Origin of the sequence: Hydrocarboniphaga effusa AP103 (assembly GCF_000271305.1) — a bacterium.
GTDB classification, from domain to species: Bacteria; Pseudomonadota; Gammaproteobacteria; order Nevskiales; family Nevskiaceae; genus Hydrocarboniphaga; species Hydrocarboniphaga effusa.
The window spans coordinates 710,527-729,177 of the sequence record NZ_AKGD01000004.1 but is presented as its reverse complement, the minus strand read 5'-3'; the positions used below and the strand labels follow the sequence as shown (position 1 = coordinate 729,177).

General features: G+C 64.6%; 18 protein-coding genes and 1 tRNA gene. 17 read left to right on the top strand and 2 right to left on the bottom strand.

The window, feature by feature from the left end; genetic code table 11:
* Positions 1–46: 46 nt before the first annotated feature.
* From mutL to WQQ_RS22560, 11 genes are all read left to right on the top strand, one after another.
* Positions 47–1,900: a DNA mismatch repair endonuclease MutL gene (mutL, locus tag WQQ_RS22610; RefSeq protein ID WP_040455338.1), complete on the top strand. Its 1,854-nt coding sequence runs from the start codon at positions 47–49 to the stop codon at positions 1,898–1,900.
* A 47-nt stretch (positions 1,901–1,947) separates the two neighbouring features.
* A complete protein-coding gene (locus tag WQQ_RS22605; protein WP_007187606.1) occupies positions 1,948–3,144 on the top strand; it encodes a YjgN family protein in 1,197 nt (398 codons plus the stop codon).
* Positions 3,141–4,265: a M48 family metallopeptidase gene (locus WQQ_RS22600; RefSeq protein WP_007187605.1), complete on the top strand. Its 1,125-nt coding sequence runs from the start codon at positions 3,141–3,143 to the stop codon at positions 4,263–4,265. Before WQQ_RS22605 ends, WQQ_RS22600 begins: the two co-directional genes overlap by 4 nt.
* An 8-nt stretch (positions 4,266–4,273) precedes the next feature.
* Positions 4,274–5,209 (top strand): tRNA (adenosine(37)-N6)-dimethylallyltransferase MiaA, encoded by a 936-nt coding sequence (gene miaA / locus WQQ_RS22595; protein WP_007187604.1) that lies wholly within the window; start codon positions 4,274–4,276, stop codon positions 5,207–5,209.
* Positions 5,210–5,290: 81 nt separating this feature from the next.
* On the top strand, positions 5,291–5,551 hold the full coding sequence (hfq, locus tag WQQ_RS22590; RefSeq protein ID WP_007187603.1) for an RNA chaperone Hfq: 261 nt from the start codon (positions 5,291–5,293) through the stop codon (positions 5,549–5,551).
* A gap of 26 nt (positions 5,552–5,577) precedes the next feature.
* Positions 5,578–6,909, top strand: coding sequence for a ribosome rescue GTPase HflX (gene hflX / locus WQQ_RS22585; protein WP_040455670.1), 1,332 nt, complete (start codon positions 5,578–5,580; stop codon positions 6,907–6,909).
* Between the two features lie 149 nt (positions 6,910–7,058).
* The gene (gene hflK, locus WQQ_RS22580; RefSeq protein WP_007187601.1) at positions 7,059–8,195 is read left to right on the top strand and encodes an FtsH protease activity modulator HflK; all 1,137 of its coding nucleotides are present in this window, start codon (positions 7,059–7,061) and stop codon (positions 8,193–8,195) included.
* Positions 8,195–9,064 (top strand): protease modulator HflC, encoded by an 870-nt coding sequence (gene hflC / locus WQQ_RS22575; RefSeq protein ID WP_007187600.1) that lies wholly within the window; start codon positions 8,195–8,197, stop codon positions 9,062–9,064. Before hflK ends, hflC begins: the two co-directional genes overlap by 1 nt.
* 21 nt (positions 9,065–9,085) lie before the next feature.
* A complete protein-coding gene (locus tag WQQ_RS22570) occupies positions 9,086–9,289 on the top strand; it encodes a DUF2065 domain-containing protein (RefSeq protein ID WP_007187599.1) in 204 nt (67 codons plus the stop codon).
* Between the two features lie 110 nt (positions 9,290–9,399).
* Positions 9,400–10,380, top strand: coding sequence for an ATP phosphoribosyltransferase regulatory subunit (locus WQQ_RS22565; RefSeq protein ID WP_007187598.1), 981 nt, complete (start codon positions 9,400–9,402; stop codon positions 10,378–10,380).
* Positions 10,381–10,545: 165 nt separating this feature from the next.
* Positions 10,546–11,838: an adenylosuccinate synthase gene (locus WQQ_RS22560; RefSeq protein WP_007187597.1), complete on the top strand. Its 1,293-nt coding sequence runs from the start codon at positions 10,546–10,548 to the stop codon at positions 11,836–11,838.
* A 49-nt stretch (positions 11,839–11,887) separates the two neighbouring features.
* Here WQQ_RS22560 and WQQ_RS22555 read toward each other — a convergent pair whose 3' ends face one another.
* Together WQQ_RS22555 and WQQ_RS22550 are read right to left on the bottom strand one after the other, a co-directional pair.
* Entirely contained in the window at positions 11,888–13,069 is a 1,182-nt protein-coding gene (locus WQQ_RS22555) for a transglutaminase-like domain-containing protein (RefSeq protein ID WP_040455336.1), read from the bottom strand.
* Positions 13,070–13,301: 232 nt separating this feature from the next.
* A tRNA-Leu gene (locus WQQ_RS22550) sits at positions 13,302–13,386 on the bottom strand.
* A gap of 73 nt (positions 13,387–13,459) precedes the next feature.
* Between WQQ_RS22550 and rnr the strand changes: the two genes are divergently transcribed.
* From rnr to rplI, 6 genes are all read left to right on the top strand, one after another.
* The gene (rnr, locus tag WQQ_RS22545) at positions 13,460–15,799 is read left to right on the top strand and encodes a ribonuclease R (protein ID WP_040455334.1); all 2,340 of its coding nucleotides are present in this window, start codon (positions 13,460–13,462) and stop codon (positions 15,797–15,799) included.
* Entirely contained in the window at positions 15,796–16,512 is a 717-nt protein-coding gene (locus WQQ_RS22540) for a YiaD family glycine zipper/OmpA-like lipoprotein (protein WP_007187594.1), read from the top strand. Before rnr ends, WQQ_RS22540 begins: the two co-directional genes overlap by 4 nt.
* A gap of 68 nt (positions 16,513–16,580) precedes the next feature.
* The gene (gene rlmB, locus WQQ_RS22535) at positions 16,581–17,321 is read left to right on the top strand and encodes a 23S rRNA (guanosine(2251)-2'-O)-methyltransferase RlmB (protein ID WP_007187593.1); all 741 of its coding nucleotides are present in this window, start codon (positions 16,581–16,583) and stop codon (positions 17,319–17,321) included.
* A gap of 153 nt (positions 17,322–17,474) precedes the next feature.
* The gene (gene rpsF, locus WQQ_RS22530) at positions 17,475–17,888 is read left to right on the top strand and encodes a 30S ribosomal protein S6 (RefSeq protein ID WP_007187592.1); all 414 of its coding nucleotides are present in this window, start codon (positions 17,475–17,477) and stop codon (positions 17,886–17,888) included.
* Complete coding sequence (rpsR, locus tag WQQ_RS22525; RefSeq protein ID WP_007187591.1) at positions 17,888–18,154, top strand: 30S ribosomal protein S18; 267 nt, start codon at positions 17,888–17,890, stop codon at positions 18,152–18,154. The genes rpsF and rpsR overlap by 1 nt, the downstream gene beginning before the upstream one ends.
* Positions 18,155–18,169: 15 nt before the next feature.
* Positions 18,170–18,622 (top strand): 50S ribosomal protein L9, encoded by a 453-nt coding sequence (rplI, locus tag WQQ_RS22520; protein ID WP_007187590.1) that lies wholly within the window; start codon positions 18,170–18,172, stop codon positions 18,620–18,622.
* Positions 18,623–18,651 lie beyond the last annotated feature (29 nt).

Genomic DNA, 18,651 nt, shown 5'->3' with positions numbered 1-18,651 from the left:
CCGCATCCCGTATCCTTGGCGGCCTGTTTTTCGTCCAAGTGCCGCCGTGGCCATGCCCGCTGTTTCGATCCGCGTCCTGTCCGATGTGCTCGTCAACCAGATCAAGGCTGGCGAGGTCATCGAACGTCCCGCCGCCGTCGTCAAAGAACTCGTCGAAAACAGCCTCGATGCCGGTGCCCGCCGCGTCGAAGTGGACGTGGAGCAGGGCGGCCTGGGCCTGCTGCGCATTCGCGACGATGGCCATGGCATTGCGCGCGACGAGCTGATCCTCGCGCTCGAGCGGCACGCGACGAGCAAGATCGGCAGTCTCGACGATCTCGAAGCGGTCGGCAGCCTCGGCTTTCGCGGCGAAGCGCTCGCGAGCGTGCTGTCGGTGTCGCGCCTGAGCCTCGCATCCAGGCAGGCGGATGCGGAGCATGGCTGGATGCTCGCCGGTGAGGGCGTACTCGCGAACCGGGAGCCGCAGCCGTCGGCTCAGCAGCAGGGCACCTGCATCGAAGTGCGCGACCTGTTCTTCAACACGCCGGCGCGCCGCAAGTTCCTCAAGGCCGAGGCGACCGAGTTCCGCCATATCGATCTGGCGCTGCGCCGGCTCGCGCTCGCGCGCTTCGATGTCGCCTTCAGCTGGAAGCACAACGGTCGCCGTGTCGCCGAGCTGCGGCCTTGCCTGAGCGAAGCGGGCTTCGAAGATCGTGTGCGCGAAGTCTGCGGGGACGAATTCACCGACAACGCCCTGTTCCTCGACGAAACGCGGCTCGGCACGCGGCTCTGGGGCTGGGTGGCGCTGCCGACCTTCTCGCGGCCGCTGCCGGACCTGCAGTATCTGTACGTCAACGGCCGTGCGGTGCGTGATCGCCTGCTCGGCGGCGCGCTGCGCCGCGCCTTCGCCGACGTGCTGCATTCGACGCGCTATCCGGCCTTCGTGCTGAACATCGAGATCGATCCACGCGGCGTCGACGTCAACGTGCATCCGCAGAAGACCGAAGTTCGATTCCGCGATTCGGCGCGTGTGCACGATCTGCTGTTCGGTGCGGTGCACCAGGCCTTGCGCAAAGTGCGTCCCGACCCGGAGCAGCATCATCGCGTGGCGATGGCCGAGCCGTCGGCGTCTGCGGTGTCGCAGCGTCCGGAGCTGCAGACGCAGACCCGGATGGCCTACGAACCTCGATCGGCGCCGGCTTCGTGGGCAGTGCAGGAGCGCTCGGTCGAATCCACGGGCTGGCCGTTGATCAAATCCCCCGAGCCGCAAATCCGCACCGAGCCGCAGACGGCGGTGCAGGCCATCGCAGCCGAGCTTCGCACGCCGGCGCCACCGCCCGAGCAGCCGCTCGGTCAAGCGCTCGCGCAGCTGCACGGCATCTTCATCCTCGCGCAGAACGAGCACGGGCTGGTGATCGTCGATGCGCATGCGGCGCACGAGCGCGTGCTCTACGAAAAGCTCAAGGTCCAGCTCGCGCAGGGTGCCTTGCCGTCTCAGCAGCTGCTGGTGCCGGTGGTGCTGCAAATGCCGGAAGACCAGGCCGATCGCATCGAAGAGCGTCGCGAGGGCCTGAGCCGCTTCGGCCTGGTGGTGGATCGCGTGAGCCCGACGTCGGTGGCCTTGCGCGCGGTGCCACCGCTGCTCGCGAGCGGCGATCTCGAAGCGCTGCTGCGCGATCTGGTCGACGACGAGGCGCAGGGTCATGTCGAAGAAGTGCTCAACGCCCAGGAACGTGTGATGGCGGACATGGCCTGCAAGGCCGCGATCAAGGCGCATCGCGTGCTCACGCTGCCCGAGATGAATGCGCTGCTGCGCGACATGGAGCGCACCGAGTTCGCGAGCCAGTGCAACCACGGAAGGCCCACCTGGGTGCAGCTCGGTTCTCAGGAGCTCGATCGTTTGTTCCTTCGCGGGCGCTGAAGCCTCGATAGACTAGGGTGGTCTTCCCCGCCCGAGCCTGCTGTCCCATGGAAAACGATCCGAGCCCCGTGTCCGACGCGCCGTCGTCCGTCCCCGACGAAAGCCCGCAGCGGTTTCGCTTCACCGGCAGCGGCGGCGAGTACTTCCGCATCTGGATCGTCAATCTGCTGCTGACGATCCTGACGTTCGGCATCTACTCGGCCTGGGCCAAGGTGCGCCGGTTGCAGTATTTCTACCGGCACACCGAAGTCGCCGGGTCGAGCTTCGATTATCACGGCAGCCCGCTGTCGATCCTGGCCGGCCGCGCGGTCGCCTTCGTGCTGCTGATCGCCTACAACGCATCGGGAAAGATTTCGTTTGCGGCGACTTTCATTGCGCTCGCTGTGATGGTCATGGTGCTGCCGTGGCTGCTGCGCAATTCGTTCCGCTTCCGTTTGCGCTATTCGAGCTACAGAGGTCTGCGGTTCTCGTTCAAGGCTGGCAATGCGCAGGCTTACTCCACTTTCCTGCCGTACGGCTTTTTCGCGCTGTTGTTCGTGGGCCTGACGGCCTGGGCATTCAACGGCCAGATGCCAACGGACCCCGAAGAGTCCGTCGACGCACAAAAAGCGATGATTTTCGCAGGACTCATGGGCACCATCGCAGTGGCTTACGCACTCGTGATTCCGCTGTTGCATCAGCGCCTCAAGCGCTTCCAGCATGGCAATGCCTGGTTCGGACTCACGCCGTTTTCTTTCGGCGCGACGGCAGGGCGCTTCTACGCGATCTATGCCATGACCGGATTGATCTGGGTGGGCGCTGCATTCGGCATCGGCATCGTCGCGGCCATCGCCGCAGGCGTTGGAGGGCTAGTTGCTCGCGAAGGAGGTAGCGAGGCGGTTTACGGCGTTCTGACGCTGGTCGCTCCGGCCTACCTGCTGCTGTTCGCCATCACCGGCGCCTACTTCTCGGCGCGTATCGCCAACCTGGTCTGGAATGGCACGCGGCTCGGTGAGCATCGCTTTGAAAGCCAGCTGCGCGTGCTGCCGCTCATGTGGATCATGCTCACCAACATGCTGCTCGTGCTGATCACGCTCGGGCTGTACATGCCGTGGGCGGCCGTGCGGCTGGCGCGCTACCGTGCCGAGAACCTCGTGCTGCATCCGGCCGGATCGCTCGAAGCCTTCCTCGCCAGTGCCGAGGGTGAAGTCGGCGCGGTCGGTGAGGAAACGCTCGACATGTTCGATTTCGACATCGGGCTGTGAGCTTGCAGGCCGATTATTTCGACGGTCGCAGCGCCCGTCGCCACCGCGTCACGCTGGCGACGGTGGCCGGAGAGGTCCGTTTCTCGGGCGAAGCCGAGCGCCAGGCTCCACTCGCGCAAGTGCGCATTTCCGAGCGCCTTGGTACTGCGCCGCGCACGCTGAGCTTCGCCGATGGCGCGCATCTCGAAGTGCGCGATCACGCTGCCTTCGATCGCTGGCTTGCGGAAACGGGTTATCGCGAGCGGCGCGTCGATCTGCTGCAACGCAGCTGGCTCACGACCGGCCTGAGCGTGCTGCTGATCGCGGCGTTCGCGTTCGCTGCCTATCGCTGGGGCTTGCCGTTCGCGGCCGACAAGGTCGCCGAGCGCATGCCCGCGTCGGCCCTTCGCCTGATGTCGGAGCAGACGCTCAAGCTGCTCGATCGGCATCTGCTCGAAGACAGTCAGCTGCCGGTGCAGCGCCAGAGCGAGCTGCGCGAGCAGTTCGAGGCGCTCGCCGACGACGGAGACGATGGCGATGTGAGGGCCGTCATCGAATTCCGCCGCTCGCCCGAACTGGGAGCCAACGCGCTCGCGCTGCCCGATGGTCGCATGGTGCTGCTCGACGAACTCGTCGAACTGGCCGACAACGACGAACAGATCCTCGCGGTGCTCGCGCACGAGCTCGGCCATGTTCGGCATCGTCACAGCGTGCGCCTGCTCGTGCAGAGCACGGCGGTGGCTGCGGTTCTGGCCTGGTGGATCGGCGATTTCAGCTCGGTGATCGCGGCGGCTCCGGCCGCACTCATGCAGGCTCGGTTCTCTCGCGAGCTCGAAGCCGATGCGGATCACTACGCCGCCGCGCGCCTGAAGGCGCATGCGATATCGCCGGTGCGGCTGGCCGAAATGCTCGAGAAGTTGCAGGCGCAGCAGGCCCAGCAGGCGCGACTGCGAGCCCGCAAGGCGGAACAGAAGTCGGATGAGCCGAGTGCTTCGGCGGGCAAAGAAGCACCGCAAGAACCGCAGCAAGAAGCGTCCAAGCCGGCCGATGAGGGTTCCGACGACGCGCAGGCGCTCATGCAGTACCTGGCCTCGCATCCGGCGACGCAGGAGCGCGTTCGCGTCCTGCGCGAAATGCGGTGAGTGAGGCGATGCTGCCTGCCGTGCTGATCATGGGCGCGACCGCCTCGGGCAAGACCGGGCTGTCGCTCGCGATCGCCGAGCGCATCGAATGCGAAATCATCAGCGTCGATTCCGCGCAGGTGTATCGCGGCATGGACATCGGCAGCGCCAAGCCCGATCGCGACACGCTGGCTCGCATTCCGCATCATCTGGTCGACATTCTCGATCCGCTGGAGCCTTATTCGGCCGCTCGCTTCGCGAGCGACGCGCTACGGCTCATCGATGAGATCCGCGGCCGCGGGCGGCTGCCGCTGCTCGTCGGCGGCACCATGCTGTACTACCGCGCGCTGCTACAGGGGCTCAGTGATCTGCCGTCGGCCGACGCCGAAGTGCGCAAGCGGCTCGAGCAGCAGGCCGAACGCGAAGGCTGGCCGGCGATGCACGGCAGGCTCGCCGCAGTCGATCCGGTGACGGCGGCGAGATTGCACCCCAACGATCAGCAGCGCATCCAGCGCGCGCTCGAAGTGATCGAAATCAGCGGCAAGCCGCTGGGCGAGCATTTCGCCGCGCGATCGAGCGTGCTTCTTGCGCAACCCTACTTAAGCGTGGTGCTCGAATCGCCCGATCGAGCGCGGCTGCACCAGCGCATCGAGCAGCGATTCCATCTGATGATGGAGCAGGGCTTTCTGGCCGAAGTGCAGCGCCTGCGAGATCGCGGCGATCTGCATCTGGAACTCCCCTCTTTGCGCGCGGTCGGATACCGGCAGCTCTGGCTGCACCTCGAAGGGCAATACGGTTTGTCCGAAGCGGTCGAACGAGGAATCGCGGCCACCCGGCAGTTCGCCAAGCGCCAGTTGACCTGGTTGAGGAACGAACCCGGTGCACAGCGGCTCGACCCGGATGATCCCCGTTTGTTCGACCAGTTTTGGACTTCCCTGAATTGTTTATTGCCCAAGACCGCGTGATAGACTTTTGTCAAGCCTATGGGTGTGCCATCGGCCAGGGGTTTACCCGCAAGGGATGTATAAAAAACTAAGGAAGCAGAGATGTCCAAAGGTCATACGTTACAAGAACCGTTTCTTAACGCTCTTCGCAAAGAGCGCATTCCGGTTTCGATCTACCTGGTGAACGGCATCAAATTGCAGGGCCAGATCGAATCATTCGACTCCTTCGTCGTGTTGCTGAAGAACAGCGTCAGCCAGATGGTGTACAAGCACGCCATTTCCACGATCGTTCCGGCCCGCCCGGTGCGCGTGTATGACGCCAGTGAAGCTGGTGACTCCGCCGAGGATGTCGGCAACAAATAAAGTGAGCTTCATTGGCACTCAGCAATCTGTTTGACCGGCCGCCTTCAGGACAGAAGGCGGTACTAATCCATCTGGATGTGCGCGGCGTGGCGAGCGCCGCGAGTAGCGATTACGAGAGCGATCGGCGCGAATTCGAAGACCTGGCCCGTTCGGCGGGCGCGGACGTCCTGCTGCTCATCGGCGGTTCGCGCCAGCGGCCCGACGCCGGTCTCTATATCGGCAGCGGCAAGGCCGATGAAGTGGCGGCCGCAGTTGCGGCCGGCGGCGCCGAACTCGCGATCTTCAATCACGACCTGTCACCGAGCCAGGAGCGGAATCTCGAGAAGATTCTGCGCTGTCGCGTGCTCGATCGGGCCGGCTTGATTCTCGACATCTTCGCGCGCCGGGCTCGTTCGCATGAGGGCAAGCTGCAGGTGGAGTTGGCCCAGCTGCGCCATCTGCGCACGCGGCTGGTTCGTGGCTGGACGCATCTGGAGCGCCAGAAAGGCGGCATTGGCATGCGCGGCCCGGGCGAAACCCAGCTTGAAACCGACCGTCGCCTGATCGACGACAAGATCGTCACGCTGCGTCGGCATCTCGAGGAGGTGCGGGCTCGCCGCGCGCAGAACCGCAACTCGCGCAAACGCAACGAAGTGCCTTCGGTGTCGCTGGTCGGCTACACCAACGCCGGCAAGTCCAGCTTGTTCAATGCGATGACCGGTGACGACACCTACGCCTCGAGCAAGCTCTTCGCGACGCTCGATACCACGGTGCGCCGGCTCGATCTGCCCGAAGGCGAGCCCGCGGTCCTGGCCGATACGGTCGGCTTCATCCGTGATCTTCCGCACGACCTGATCGCCGCGTTCCGCGCCACACTTGAAGAATCGCGCGAGTCAGACCTGCTGCTGCACGTCACCGATGCTTCCGATCCGGAGCGAATGGCGCGCATCGAGCAGGTCAACGCGGTGCTGCACGAGATCGGGGCCGACGAGGTTCCGCGCCTGCAGGTTTTCAACAAGATCGATCTGCGCGAGGACGAAACCGCGCGCATCGAGCGTGACGACAGCGGTCTGGCCGTACGGGTCTACGTGTCGGCGCAAACCGGAGCGGGGCTCGATCTGCTCAAGGCCGCGATCGTCGAGCGGATTCGGCCGGGATTGCCGGAGTTCCTTATCCTCGTGCCGCCGCATGCGGCTCGCCTGCGTGCTCAGTTATTCGAGCTGCGCGCGGTCCGTCGCGAGCAGATCGAGGAAGACGGCAGCGTTCATCTGACCGTGAGCCTGGCGTATGAGCGCTTGCGCGGGCTTTGCGTGGCGGCCGGCCTCGAGCCTCCGCCCGAACCGCGCATGCTGGAAGAATGGGAGTCCTCGAATCGCTAGGTCGATTCGTCCGTCAGCTCGCTGAGCGGTTCTTTTCGGCCGGCGAATCGGCAAGCGAATCCATCAACCGGGTAGAATCGCGGTCCGCCGGCGGATCATGGCTGTCCCGCATCCGCCCACACAAATGAATTGGCATCTCTGGAGCAGCAATGGCTTGGAATGAGCCTGGGCCGAATCGCGACCCTTGGAATCAAGGGCCCGGCGGCAACAAGCGTGGCGATGGTCCGCCCGATCTCGATGAAATGCTGCGCAGGCTCAAGGCCCGGCTCAGCGGCAAGGGCCCGCGTACTCCGGGTGGCTCGTCCTCCGGTGTGCCGAAAGCACTGGTCGGTCTCGTGGTCGCGCTCGTCGCGGGGCTCTGGCTCAGCACCGGCTTCTACGTGGTCGATGAGCAGGAGCGCGGTGTGGTCATGCGCTTCGGTGCCTATGCGCGCACTACCGATCCGGGTTGGGGCTGGCATGCGCCGTGGCCGGCCGAAAAGGTGGAGATCGTCAACGTCACCCAGGTTCGCCAGGCCAACGACCGCGCGACCATGCTGACCAAGGACGAGAACATCGTCGACGTTGAGCTGACCGTGCAGTACCGCGTGTCCTCGGCCGAGCAATATCTGTTTTCGGTCGCCGATCCGGACATGACCTTGCGTCAGGCCACCAAGTCGGCCGTGCGCGAAACGGTCGGCCGTAGCGAGATGGACTTCATCATCACCGAAGGCCGTCAGGCCGTCGCCGACCGCACCAAGCAGCTGCTGCAGGACCGCCTGGACATGTACAAGTGCGGTCTGATCGTGACCGAAGTGAACTTGCAGCAGGCGCAGCCGCCGGAGGCCGTGCAGTCGGCCTTCGCCGACGCGATCAAGGCCCGCGAGGATCAGCAGCGCGTCAAGAACGAGGCCGAGGCTTACGCCAACGATCGTCTGCCGCGTGCGCGCGGTGCGGCGGCCCGCCAGCTCGAGGAGGCTTCGGCCTACCGCGACCAGGTGGTCGCGCGCGCCGAAGGCGATGCCTCGCGCTTCTCCCAGCTCGTCGCCGAATACCGCAAGGCACCGAAGGTGACGCGCGACCGTCTCTATCTGGACACGATGACCCAGGTGCTCTCGCAGAGCAGCAAGGTGCTCATCGACGTCAAGCAGGGAAACCCGATGTTCTATCTGCCGCTGGATCAGTTACTGAAGAATTCGCCCAAGGCCGACGAGTACGATTTCTCGAACTCCTCGGGTTCCGGTGCCAACCGCGCCGCGCCGAACCCGCAGGATTCGGGCCGCACGCGTGACCGGGGGCGCCAGTAATGAAGAACTCTCAAGTTTTCTGGCTCGCGATCGCGGTTCTGGCCGTCTTCCTGATCTCGGGTTCCTGCTTCATCGTCGACCAGCGTGAGCGCGTGGTGCTGTTCCAATTCGGCGAGATTCAGGGCACCGACTATTCGCCGGGCCTGCACTTCAAGCTGCCGGTGGTGCAGTCGGTGCTGCGCCTCGACAACCGAGTGCTGACGCTCGACAACCAGACCGAGAACTTCCTGACGGTCGAGAAGAAGAACGTCGAGGTCGACTATTTCGTGAAGTGGCGCATCGCCGACACCACGACCTACTACCGTGCGACCGGCGGTCAGGACATCGTCGCCATGGATCGTCTGTCGGGCATCATCAACCGTGGACTGCGCGACCAGTTCGGTTCTCGCACGGTGCAGCAGGTGGTCTCGGGCGAGCGTGACGAGATCCTGCAATCGCTGCAGAAAGGAGCGTCTGAACGCGTGCGCGATCTGGGCATCGAGTTGGTCGACGTGCGCGTGAAGCGCGTCGACCTGCCCAAGGAAGTCAGCGATTCGGTCTACGAGCGCATGCGCGCCGAGCGCACGCGCACCGCCTCGGATCTGCGCGCGCGCGGCGCCGAAGAGGCCGAGAAGATCAAGGCAGAAGCCGATCGCGAGGCGCAGATCACCATCGCCAATGCCTACCGCGATGCCGAAAAGCTGCGCGGCGAGGGCGACGCCAAGGCATCCGAAATTTATGCGGCCGCCTACGGGCAGGACCAGGAATTCTACAACTTCTACCGCTCGCTCGAGGTCTATCGCGAGGCTTTCGGCAAGAAGCAGGACGTGATGGTGCTGCAGCCGGACAGCGAGCTGTTCAAGTACTTCAGAAAGGGTTCGGCACCGTAACGCGCGTCGGCCCGAACCCCAATGTGGATCGATATCGTCCAGGCGCTGGCGCTGCTGCTGATTCTGGAGGGCATCATGCCCTTCCTGTCGCCGCGCCGTTTCCGTCAGTCTCTGCTCAATTTCGCGAGTCTGGAAGACAAATGGATGCGCCTGCTGGCCCTGATCAGCATGGTGGCCGGGCTGATCCTGCTGCAGATCATCGGTGCAGACATCGTTCCCAAGTAAACGCGAGGACCCTAGCCGGTCGTCGCAAGCTTCCGAGGTGGCGAAAGACATCGTCGCCTAGGACAATAGCGCCCCCTAAGCACCCCTTATCCCCAGGACCCCTCGCGAAGATGGCCATCAAACGCTGGATGCTGCCCGATGGCATGGAAGAAACGCTGCCGCCGACGTCGTGGCAGCTCGAAGACCTGCGCCGCAAGCTGCTCGACCATTACCGCCAATGCGGTTACGAGCTGATCTTCCCGCCGCTGGTCGAGCATCTCGACGCCCTGCTGACGGGCGCGGGCAGCGACCTGGAGCAGCAGACCTTCAAGTTCACCGATCCGGCCAGCGGCCGGCTGCTGGGCCTGCGTGCGGACATGACCCCGCAGGCGGCGCGCATCGCCGCCCGCCGGTACTCCGACGCCGAGACCGTGCGCCTGTGCTACCTCGGCACCGTGTTGCGTACCTCGCCGGACAACCAGGGCGGCCCGCGTTCCCCGCGCCAGGTCGGTTGCGAGCTGTTCGGCCGTCCGGAACTCGAGGCCGACCTCGAGGTGCTGAGCCTCATGCTCAAGACTCTGGAGCTGGCCGGCGTCGGACCGGTGCACCTCGACCTGGGACATGTCGGCATCTATCGGGCGCTCTCGGCCAGGCTCGGGCTCGATGCCGACGACGAGGCGGTGCTGTTCGAGATTCTGCAACGCAAATCGCATCCGGATCTGGCCGAGTTCGCGGCCAATAGCCGGCTCAATGGCGTTTCCGAAGCGCTGTCGGCGCTGATGGATCTCAACGGCGACGTCGGCGTGCTCGAGCGTGCGCGCGCAGTCCTCGCCACGGCTGGCGAGGGCGTGGTCGAGGCGCTGTCGACGCTCGAACGCGTCGCCGACGAATTGCAGCGCAGCTTCCCCGAAGTGGTCATTCACGTCGATCTCGCCGAGTTGCGCGGGCTGCGCTATCACACCGGCCTGGTGTTCGCGGCCTTCGTGCCCGGGTCGGGCCGCGAAATCGCCAGAGGCGGCCGCTACGATGGCGTCGGCAGCGAGTTCGGCCGGCCACTGCCGGCGACCGGCTTCTCCGCCGACATGAACGAGCTGCTGAAGCTCGGCTCCTAGAAACCGCGTAACCAGTCACCGTTCCAGCGGTCCGCATCCATGGGCCGCCACCGTCTAGAAAAGTCATGGGTAAATCAGTCGTCGTAATCGGGGCGCCGATGCCGTGTCTCGACGCGGTATCCAACCAAACGGGGTTCCACCCCATCGAGCGTCAGGAGCAAAAGCATGGGTAAGTCAGTCGTGGTGATCGGCGCTCAATGGGGTGATGAGGGCAAGGGCAAGGTCGTCGACCTGCTCACCGATCGTGCACAGGCCGTGGTCCGTTTCCAGGGCGGCCACAATGCCGGGCACACGCTCGTCATCAACGGCATCAAGACCGCGCTGAACCTGATTCCGAGTGGCATCATGCGCCCCGACGTCGCCTGCCTGATCGGCAATGGGGTGGTGCTGTCGTTGCCCGATCTCGTCAAGGAAATCGAGAAGGTGGAGGCTACCGGCGCCTCGGTGCGCGACCGTTTGAAGATCTCCGAGGCCACGCCACTGGTTCTGCCGGTGCACGCGGTGCTCGACAAGGCGCGCGAACTCGCTCGTGGCGAAGCCAAGATCGGCACCACCGGCAAGGGTATCGGACCGGCCTACGAAGACAAGGTGGCGCGGCGTGCGATTCGCGTCGGCGACCTGTTCCATCGCGAACAGCTCGCTGCCAAGCTCGGCGAGCTGCTGGCGTATCACAACTTCGTGCTTGTCAATTACTTCAAGCTCGAGCCGGTCGACTTCCAGCAGACGCTCGACGAGCTGCTCGGCTACGCCGACATCATCAAGCCGATGGTCGCCGACGTGACCGAGTTGCTGCGCCTGCATCTCCGCAAGGGCGACAACGTGCTGTTCGAAGGGGCGCAGGGCGCGCTGCTCGACGTCGATCACGGCACCTATCCGTTCGTGACCTCGAGCAACACCACGGCCGGTGGTGCGGCGACGGGGTCGGGCGTCGGCCCGCGCAACCTCGACTACGTGCTCGGCATCGTCAAGGCCTATGCGACGCGCGTCGGCTCGGGCCCGTTCCCGACCGAGCAGGAAAACGACATCGGCCAGCACATTCGCGACAAGGGCGCCGAATACGGCACCGTGACCAAGCGTCCGCGCCGTTGCGGCTGGTTCGACGCGGTGGCTGCGCGCCGCTCGATCTTCAACAACAGCGTCACCGGCCTGTGCGTCACCAAGCTAGACGTACTAGACGAGCTCGATGTGATCCGCATCTGCGTCGGCTACCAGCTCGACGGCAAACCGGTGGAAGTGCCGCCGATCGGTGCCGAGGGCTTTTCTAAGATCGAGCCGATCTACGAAGAACTGCCGGGCTGGATGACCAGCACCTACGGCGTCACGCGCTACGAAGACCTGCCGGAGGCTGCGCGTCGCTACCTGGAGCGCGTCCGCGAAGTCACCGAAACCGAGATCGCCCTGATCTCCACCGGCCCGGACCGCGAGCACACCATCGTGCTGCGCAATCCGTTCGAATGAGGCCAGCGCGCAGCAGCGCCTGACCCGTTCGGGAGTTGCTGCCGGCGGGCTAGGGCTCGGTCGACCGCGAGCCCGGCAAGGCGTTTCCACCCGCTGTTGCTTGTGAGCTTATGAGGCGTTCGAACTTGCTGCGATAGCGGGCCTGCTGTCCGGCATCGCCGGCGCTCAGCCTCAGGGCGGCATCGAGGCTGCGCTGCGCCTCCCGGGGCTTGTCCAGCCGACGAAGAATCAAGCCCTGCAGGAAATAGAAGCGGTGGTCGTTCGGATTGAGCTCGATCGCGCGATGCGCGGCCTCGCTGGCCGCCGATAGCTGCGAGAGCTTGAAGGCCCGCTGTGCAAGCCAGTAGTGATGGTAGGGATTGCGCTCGAGCAGGGCCTGTTCCTGCTGTTGCAGCTCTTGCGCCCGGCGCTGGTCGCCGAGTCTCCGGTAGACGCGAGCCGCTGCAGCGTAGGCCATCAGATCCGTGGGGTCCAACTGCAAGGAAGTACGGGCCGCCACCTCGGCCGCTCCGAGATTGCCCAGGCTCAGGTAGCGCTGTGCGAGGTTGGTCCACAGAAAGCCCAGCCCCGGGGCCAGGCGTAGCGCCTCGAGTTGATCGCGCAGGGCCTGCCGCGGATCGGCGCTCGCGGATTCGCCTGCAATGTTGTTATAGAACTGCGCCAAGGCCTCGTCGTCCGTGATCACGCGTTGCGGAAAGGCGGGGCTGTATTCGGCGCTCGCCACGTCGAGGATCAGTGCGCGCGAATGAGCGTTACCGGTATTGTTTTCCCGCGGCACCGTTTCATCGATGCGCGCGTTGATGTGCTGGTACAGCAGCACCTGGTCGCCGCGCAGGTCCCAGATCGGCGGAATCTGCACGTGGTTGAAGCGCGCATCGATGCCGATGTCGCGCGCCAACGCGATGACCAGCAGCGTGTAAGAAAGACAATTGACGCGCCGTTGAGCGAAGGCTTCAGCGGCCGACAGCGTCGCCTCGGCCTCGTAGCGCAGTTCCATTCCGTCTTCATCGAGCAGGGCGTGGCTCAGCGCTCGGATCTGGTCGGCGCGACCGCCCGCGTTGGCCGTGACTCGCCGGGCGAACTCACGCATCTCGTCGTTGACGACGAGCAAGCGGGCGGCATCGATCGTCGGCTGCGCGTCGGCTGGTAGCTCACCGGCGCCGGCCAGCACCCATGCGCGCTCGTTCGGGGCACTGGAGGGCGCGGTGGGCAGCGAGGTGCAGGCGGCCAAGCCGGTCGAGAGTATCGAGGAGGCCAGCCAACGGAAACGAAATCGCTCCGACACGCTCATCGCAGCCCCCCGAGGCGCCCCTTAGGGCGGCGGTCCGAGTCTACGCCTGCGCCTGCCGAGGCTCTACAGGCTGGCTTTGCGCAAGCGGGGATCCGCGTTCCCATGCGTCAGAAAGCAAAAACCCGCGAGTCATCGCGGGTTTCGTGCTGCATCGCTGCGCGTTCAACTTATTTGGTGCCGAGAAGAGGACTCGAACCTCCACGATTTTACTCGCTAGTACCTGAAACTAGTGCGTCTACCAATTCCGCCATCTCGGCCCACTTGAAGCCCCGCTGACGCTCTGAGGCGTTGCGAGGGCGCGAATTGTGGCGATGAGCGTATGCTTTGTCAATGAAACCAAAAAACAGAAGCAATACGACCGACTGGCAAAGTCGGGATCCCAATTTCAATGCCGAGCAGGGACGCTACGAAGACCCGGTTCCGTCGCGAGCCCTGATCCTCGAAACACTCAAGGCGCACGATGGTCCGCTCAACGTCGACGAGCTGATCGGGACGTTCCAGCTCACCAAGCTCAACCAGCAGAGTGCCTTCGAAAAGCGTCTCGCGGCGATGATCCGCGATGGCCAGCTGGTTCAGAACCGCAAGGGCGCCTACGGCCCGGTCGCGCAGATGAACGCGATTCCGGGCGTGATCCAGGCGCATCGCGACGGTTTCGGCTTTCTGATTCGCGACGAGGGCGGTCCGGACATCTTCCTGCCGCCGCGGCAGATGCGCTCGGTCATGAATGGCGATCGCGTGCTCGTGCGCATCACCGGCACCGACTTCAAGGGACGGCCCGAAGGCACGCTCGTCGAAGTGATCGAGCGCGGGTCGCGCGAAGTGGTCGGCCGCCTGCACGTGGACCAGGGCATCAGCTACGTGATTCCGGACAACCCGCGCGTGCAGCAGGATCTGCTGATTCCGCCCGAGGCGCGCGGCGGGGCCAAGCAGGGGCAGATGGTGGTGGCTGAAATCACCGCGCCGCCGGGGCATCGCACCCTGCCGGTCGGCAAGGTCATCGAAATCCTCGGCGACCATCTCGCTCCGGGCATGGAGATCGAGGCGGCGATTCGCGCGCACAACCTGCCGTATGTCTTTCCGCATGAAGTTGAGGCGCAGGCCGCGCGCATTCCGGACACCGTGCAGCCTTCGCAGATCGCCGGCCGCAAGGATCTGCGCGACCTGCCGCTGGTGACGATCGACGGCGCCGACGCCCGCGACTTCGACGATGCCGTCTACGCCAAGCCGATGCGCAAGGGGCTGCTCGGCGGCGGCGGTGGCTGGACGCTGTGGGTGGCGATCGCCGACGTGGCAGCCTACGTCACGCCCGATTCGCCGCTCGATGTCGAAGCGCTCACGCGCGGCAACTCGGTGTATTTCCCGCAGCGGGTGATTCCGATGCTGCCCGAGAAGCTCAGCAACGGCCTGTGCTCGCTGAACCCGAACGTCGACCGGCTCTGCATGGTCTGCGAGATGCGCGTGATGCCGGACGGCGAAGTCGCCAAGTCGGTGTTCTACGAAGCGGTGATGCGCTCGCAAGCGCGCCTGATCTATGAAGACGTCGCCGCGATTCTCGACGACCCCAAGGGGCCGGAAGCGCAGAACGTGCCGCACGTGGTGCCGCATCTGCTCGTGCTCAATCAGGTCTTTGAGGCGCTGCTCGCGGCACGCGAGAAGCGCGGGGCGATCGATTTCGATACCACCGAAACGCGCATCGTCTTCGACGGTGAGCGCAAGATCGATCGCGTGGTACCGATCAAGCGCAACCGGGCGCACCGGCTCATCGAAGAATGCATGGTCGCGGCCAATGTCGAGTCGGCGCGTCGCGTCGCCAAGATGAAGATCGCGGCTCCGTATCGCGTCCACGAAAAGCCCGATGCGGTGAAGGTGCAGGCGCTGCGCGAGTTCCTGACCGAGCGCGGGCTCAAGCTCGCCGGCAGCGACCGGCCCGAGACGCAAGACTATGCGGCCATGCTGAGCCGCACCAAGGATCGCCCCGACCAGCCGCTGATCCAGACGGTGATGTTGCGCTCGCTGATGCAGGCGCGTTACAGCGCCGAGAACCTCGGTCATTTCGGCCTCGCGCTGACGCATTACTCGCACTTCACCTCGCCGATCCGCCGCTATCCGGATTTGCTGTTGCACCGGGCGCTCAAGCACCTGATCCACAAGAAGCCGGCGAAGGAGTTCGCGTATTCGGTCGATGCGATCGAAAAGCACGGCGCGCACTGCTCGATGACCGAGCGCCGGGCCGACGAGGCGACGCGCGAGGTCACCACCTGGCTCAAGTGCGAATACATGAGCCATCACGTCGGCGAGGAGCACGATGGCCTGGTGTCCGGCGTGGCGCCGTTCGGCCTGTTCATCGAGCTTTCCGGGCTCTACGTCGAAGGGCTCGTGCACGTAAGCCAGCTCAAGAACGATTATTACCAGTTCGAGGCACGCCATCACCGGCTCATCGGAGATCGCAGCGGGCAGACCTACAACCTCGGCGACTCGGTGAGGGTCAAAGTGGTTCGCGTTAATCTCGACGAGCGCAAGATCGATCTCGAGCTGCTCGCGGTGAAGACGGCCAATGGACGTTCACTGAAAATTAAGGACGTGCCCAGAGAATCCCGCGCGCAGCAAGAGCCCAAGTCAGGCCCGGGCCACAAACCCAAGAACTCCAAGTCGAGGCGGAAAGGACGATGAAACCCAGCAAGGCAACCTTTAAAACAGCGGTCAAAACAGCGGTAGTCGCGACCGCCATCATCGGTCTGGCCGCCTGCGCAGAAGATCCGAATCGCAACGCCAAGCGCGGCGCGGGTATCGGCGCGGTGACGGGTGCCGTACTCGGCAATCAGGTCAGCCATGCGCGTGGCGCCCCGATCGTCGGCGCCATCGTCGGCGCAATCGCCGGTGGCGCAGTGGGCAACTACATGGACAAGCAGCGCAAGGAAGTCGAGCAGCAGATGGCGCCCGAGATCCAGCGCGGTGACCTGAGCACGACGACGCTGTCGGACGGCTCGCTCAAGGTCGCCATCGCCAGCGACGTGAGCTTCGACCTCGGCAGTGCGACCCTGCGCCCGGACGCGATGGACGCCTACGGTCGCATTGCCGCGATCCTCAAGACTTACGACAAGACGGTGATTCACGTCATCGGCCACACCGATACCAGCGGCACGTCCGATTTCAACCAGGGCCTGTCCGAGCGCCGCGCCGCGGCGGTTGGCACTTTCCTGGCGTCGCAGGGCGTGCCCGGAACGCGCCTGCGCGAAGAAGGCCGTGGCGAACGCGAACTGATCGTGCGCACGGCCGACAACGTCAAGGAGGCGCGTAACCGCCGCGTCGACATCGTCATCAAGCCCGTGGTCGAGGGCAACGAGCAGTCGGCTTGGGCTCCGCCGCCCTACCTCGGCAGCTGATCCGAGCTGCTGCGGCAAAGAAAAAGGCGCTTAAGCGCCTTTTTCTTTGCGCGTAGAATGCCGCGCCTATGGCAGACCAATACATCGGCGGCTTCCACGCCGTGATGGCGGCGCTCGAAGACGGCGCTACCAAACCCTACGAAATCTTGCTTTCCGATACCCGTCAGGACGATCGCGCCCGGCGCTTGATCGCGCTGGCTCGCGAGCACTCGGTACCGGTTCGCACGGTTTCGCGCTCCGATCTCGATATCAAGGCGCCCGAGCTTCGTCACCAAGGCGTGCTCGCCTTGATTCCGGCGCGCGAATTCACCGGCGAGGATGCGCTGGACGCTCCTGCCTCACCGGATCGGTTGTTCCTCGCGCTCGACGGCGTGCAGGATCCGCACAACCTCGGCGCCTGCCTGCGCACGGCCGAAGCGGTGGGCGCGACGGCAGTGATCATTCCGAAGGATCGTGCCGCGAGCCTGACGGCGGTTGCCTTGAAGGCGGCAGCTGGCTCGGCTGAGCGCGTGCCGGTGATCGCGGTGACCAACCTGTCGCGCGCCCTGGATAAGCTCAAGGAAAGAGGCTATTGGCTCACCGGCTTGGCCGGCGAAGCCACCGAAACGCTTTACGAAGCCGACCTCACCGGCCCGCTCGTGCTCGTCATGGGCGCCGAAGGAGAGGGGATGCGCCGGCTCACGCGCGAGACCTGCGATCGACTCGTGAAGATTCCGATGCTCGGCAAGATCGAGAGCCTCAACGTCTCGGTGGCCGCCGCTGTCTGCCTCTACGAGGCTTTCCGCCAGCGCAGTGGCAAGAAGCGCTGAGCATTGCCGCTCCGGCGGCTTTCCGTTAGGATTCGCGCCCCCTCGTCGCCGCCCACGGCTGCGAGGCGCTGTCCCACCGCATCCTGCGGGGGACTGTCCTGGCCGGAAGTGCATCAGTTTCCGGCCGACATCCATAGTCAGGAGTACAAACGAATGCGTCACTACGAAATCGTAGTCATGGTGCATCCGGACCAGAGCGATCAGGTTCCGGCCATGACGGAGCGTTACAAGGCGATGGTGGAAGGCGATGGTGGCCAGATCCACCGTCTCGAAGATTGGGGCCGCCGTCAGCTGGCTTACCCGATCGCCAAGCTGCACAAGGCGCACTACGTGCTGCTCAACGTCGAGTGCTCGGAAAAGGTTCTTGCCGAACTCGAGAGCGCGTTCAAGTTCAACGACGCCGTGATCCGCAAGCTGATCATCAAGAAGGACGCCGCCGAAACCGCGCAGTCGCCGCTGTTCAAGGCTCCGGAAGAAGACAAGAAGCCCGAGTACAAGTCCCGCCGCGACGACACCGTGAACCCGCTCGCGACCGAAGATGCCGAAGCCACCGAGGAGAGCGTCTAATGGCTTTCGAACGTAAAGAAGGTGGCGGTGGCGGCTCCGGCGGCCGTTTCTTCCGTCGCAAGAAGTCCTGCAAATTCAGCTCGGACAAGGCCGCGCCGATCGACTACAAGGATCTGGCGATGCTCAAGGGCTACATCGGCGAGAACGGCAAGATCGTTCCGGCCCGCATCACCGGCACGCGCACGCGCTATCAGCGCCAGCTCGCGGTCGCGATCAAGCAGGCCCGTTTCCTGGCCCTGCTGCCGTACACCGATAAGCACGAATAAGAGGCCACGACAACCATGCAAGTCATTCTGCTTGAGAAAGTGAAGAATCTCGGCGACCTCGGCGACGTGGTCAAGGTTGCACCGGGCTACGGCCGCAACTTCCTGCTGCCGAAGGGCATCGCGCTGTCGGCGACCGAAGGCAACCGCAAGGTATTCGAAGAGCGCAAGGCCGAACTCGTGAAGAAGTCGCAGGATTCGCTCAACGCCGCCAAGCTGCGCGCCGAAAAGCTCGCCGGCAAGACCATCAAGGTCAAGGCACTGGCGTCGGACGAAGGCAAGCTCTACGGCTCGGTCGGTCCGGCCGAAATCGTGCGCGCCGCCGAACTGCTCGGCTTGTCCGTCGAGAAGAGCGAGCTGGATCTGGTCGACGGCCCGATCCGCCAGACCGGCAGCTACGACATCGCCGTGCGCCTGCACAGCGAAGTCGAAACCAGCCTGACGGTCGTGGTCGAGGAAGAAAAGGCCTGATCGGCTTTTTCTGGCCAACGACTAGTAGA

What these genes read in the sequence shown, in the direction of transcription:
- WQQ_RS22605 (WP_007187606.1), top strand. Translation starts at nt 1,948, where the DNA reads ATGGAAAACGATCCGAGCCCCGTGTCCGACGCGCCGTCGTCCGTCCCC.
- miaA (WP_007187604.1), top strand. Translation starts at nt 4,274, where the DNA reads ATGCTGCCTGCCGTGCTGATCATGGGCGCGACCGCCTCGGGCAAGACC.
- hfq (WP_007187603.1), top strand. Translation starts at nt 5,291, where the DNA reads ATGTCCAAAGGTCATACGTTACAAGAACCGTTTCTTAACGCTCTTCGC.
- hflK (WP_007187601.1), top strand. Translation starts at nt 7,059, where the DNA reads ATGGCTTGGAATGAGCCTGGGCCGAATCGCGACCCTTGGAATCAAGGG.
- hflC (WP_007187600.1), top strand. Translation starts at nt 8,195, where the DNA reads ATGAAGAACTCTCAAGTTTTCTGGCTCGCGATCGCGGTTCTGGCCGTC.
- WQQ_RS22570 (WP_007187599.1), top strand. Translation starts at nt 9,086, where the DNA reads ATGTGGATCGATATCGTCCAGGCGCTGGCGCTGCTGCTGATTCTGGAG.
- WQQ_RS22565 (WP_007187598.1), top strand. Translation starts at nt 9,400, where the DNA reads ATGGCCATCAAACGCTGGATGCTGCCCGATGGCATGGAAGAAACGCTG.
- WQQ_RS22560 (WP_007187597.1), top strand. Translation starts at nt 10,546, where the DNA reads ATGGGTAAGTCAGTCGTGGTGATCGGCGCTCAATGGGGTGATGAGGGC.
- rnr (WP_040455334.1), top strand. Translation starts at nt 13,460, where the DNA reads ATGAAACCAAAAAACAGAAGCAATACGACCGACTGGCAAAGTCGGGAT.
- WQQ_RS22540 (WP_007187594.1), top strand. Translation starts at nt 15,796, where the DNA reads ATGAAACCCAGCAAGGCAACCTTTAAAACAGCGGTCAAAACAGCGGTA.
- rlmB (WP_007187593.1), top strand. Translation starts at nt 16,581, where the DNA reads ATGGCAGACCAATACATCGGCGGCTTCCACGCCGTGATGGCGGCGCTC.
- rpsF (WP_007187592.1), top strand. Translation starts at nt 17,475, where the DNA reads ATGCGTCACTACGAAATCGTAGTCATGGTGCATCCGGACCAGAGCGAT.
- rpsR (WP_007187591.1), top strand. Translation starts at nt 17,888, where the DNA reads ATGGCTTTCGAACGTAAAGAAGGTGGCGGTGGCGGCTCCGGCGGCCGT.
- rplI (WP_007187590.1), top strand. Translation starts at nt 18,170, where the DNA reads ATGCAAGTCATTCTGCTTGAGAAAGTGAAGAATCTCGGCGACCTCGGC.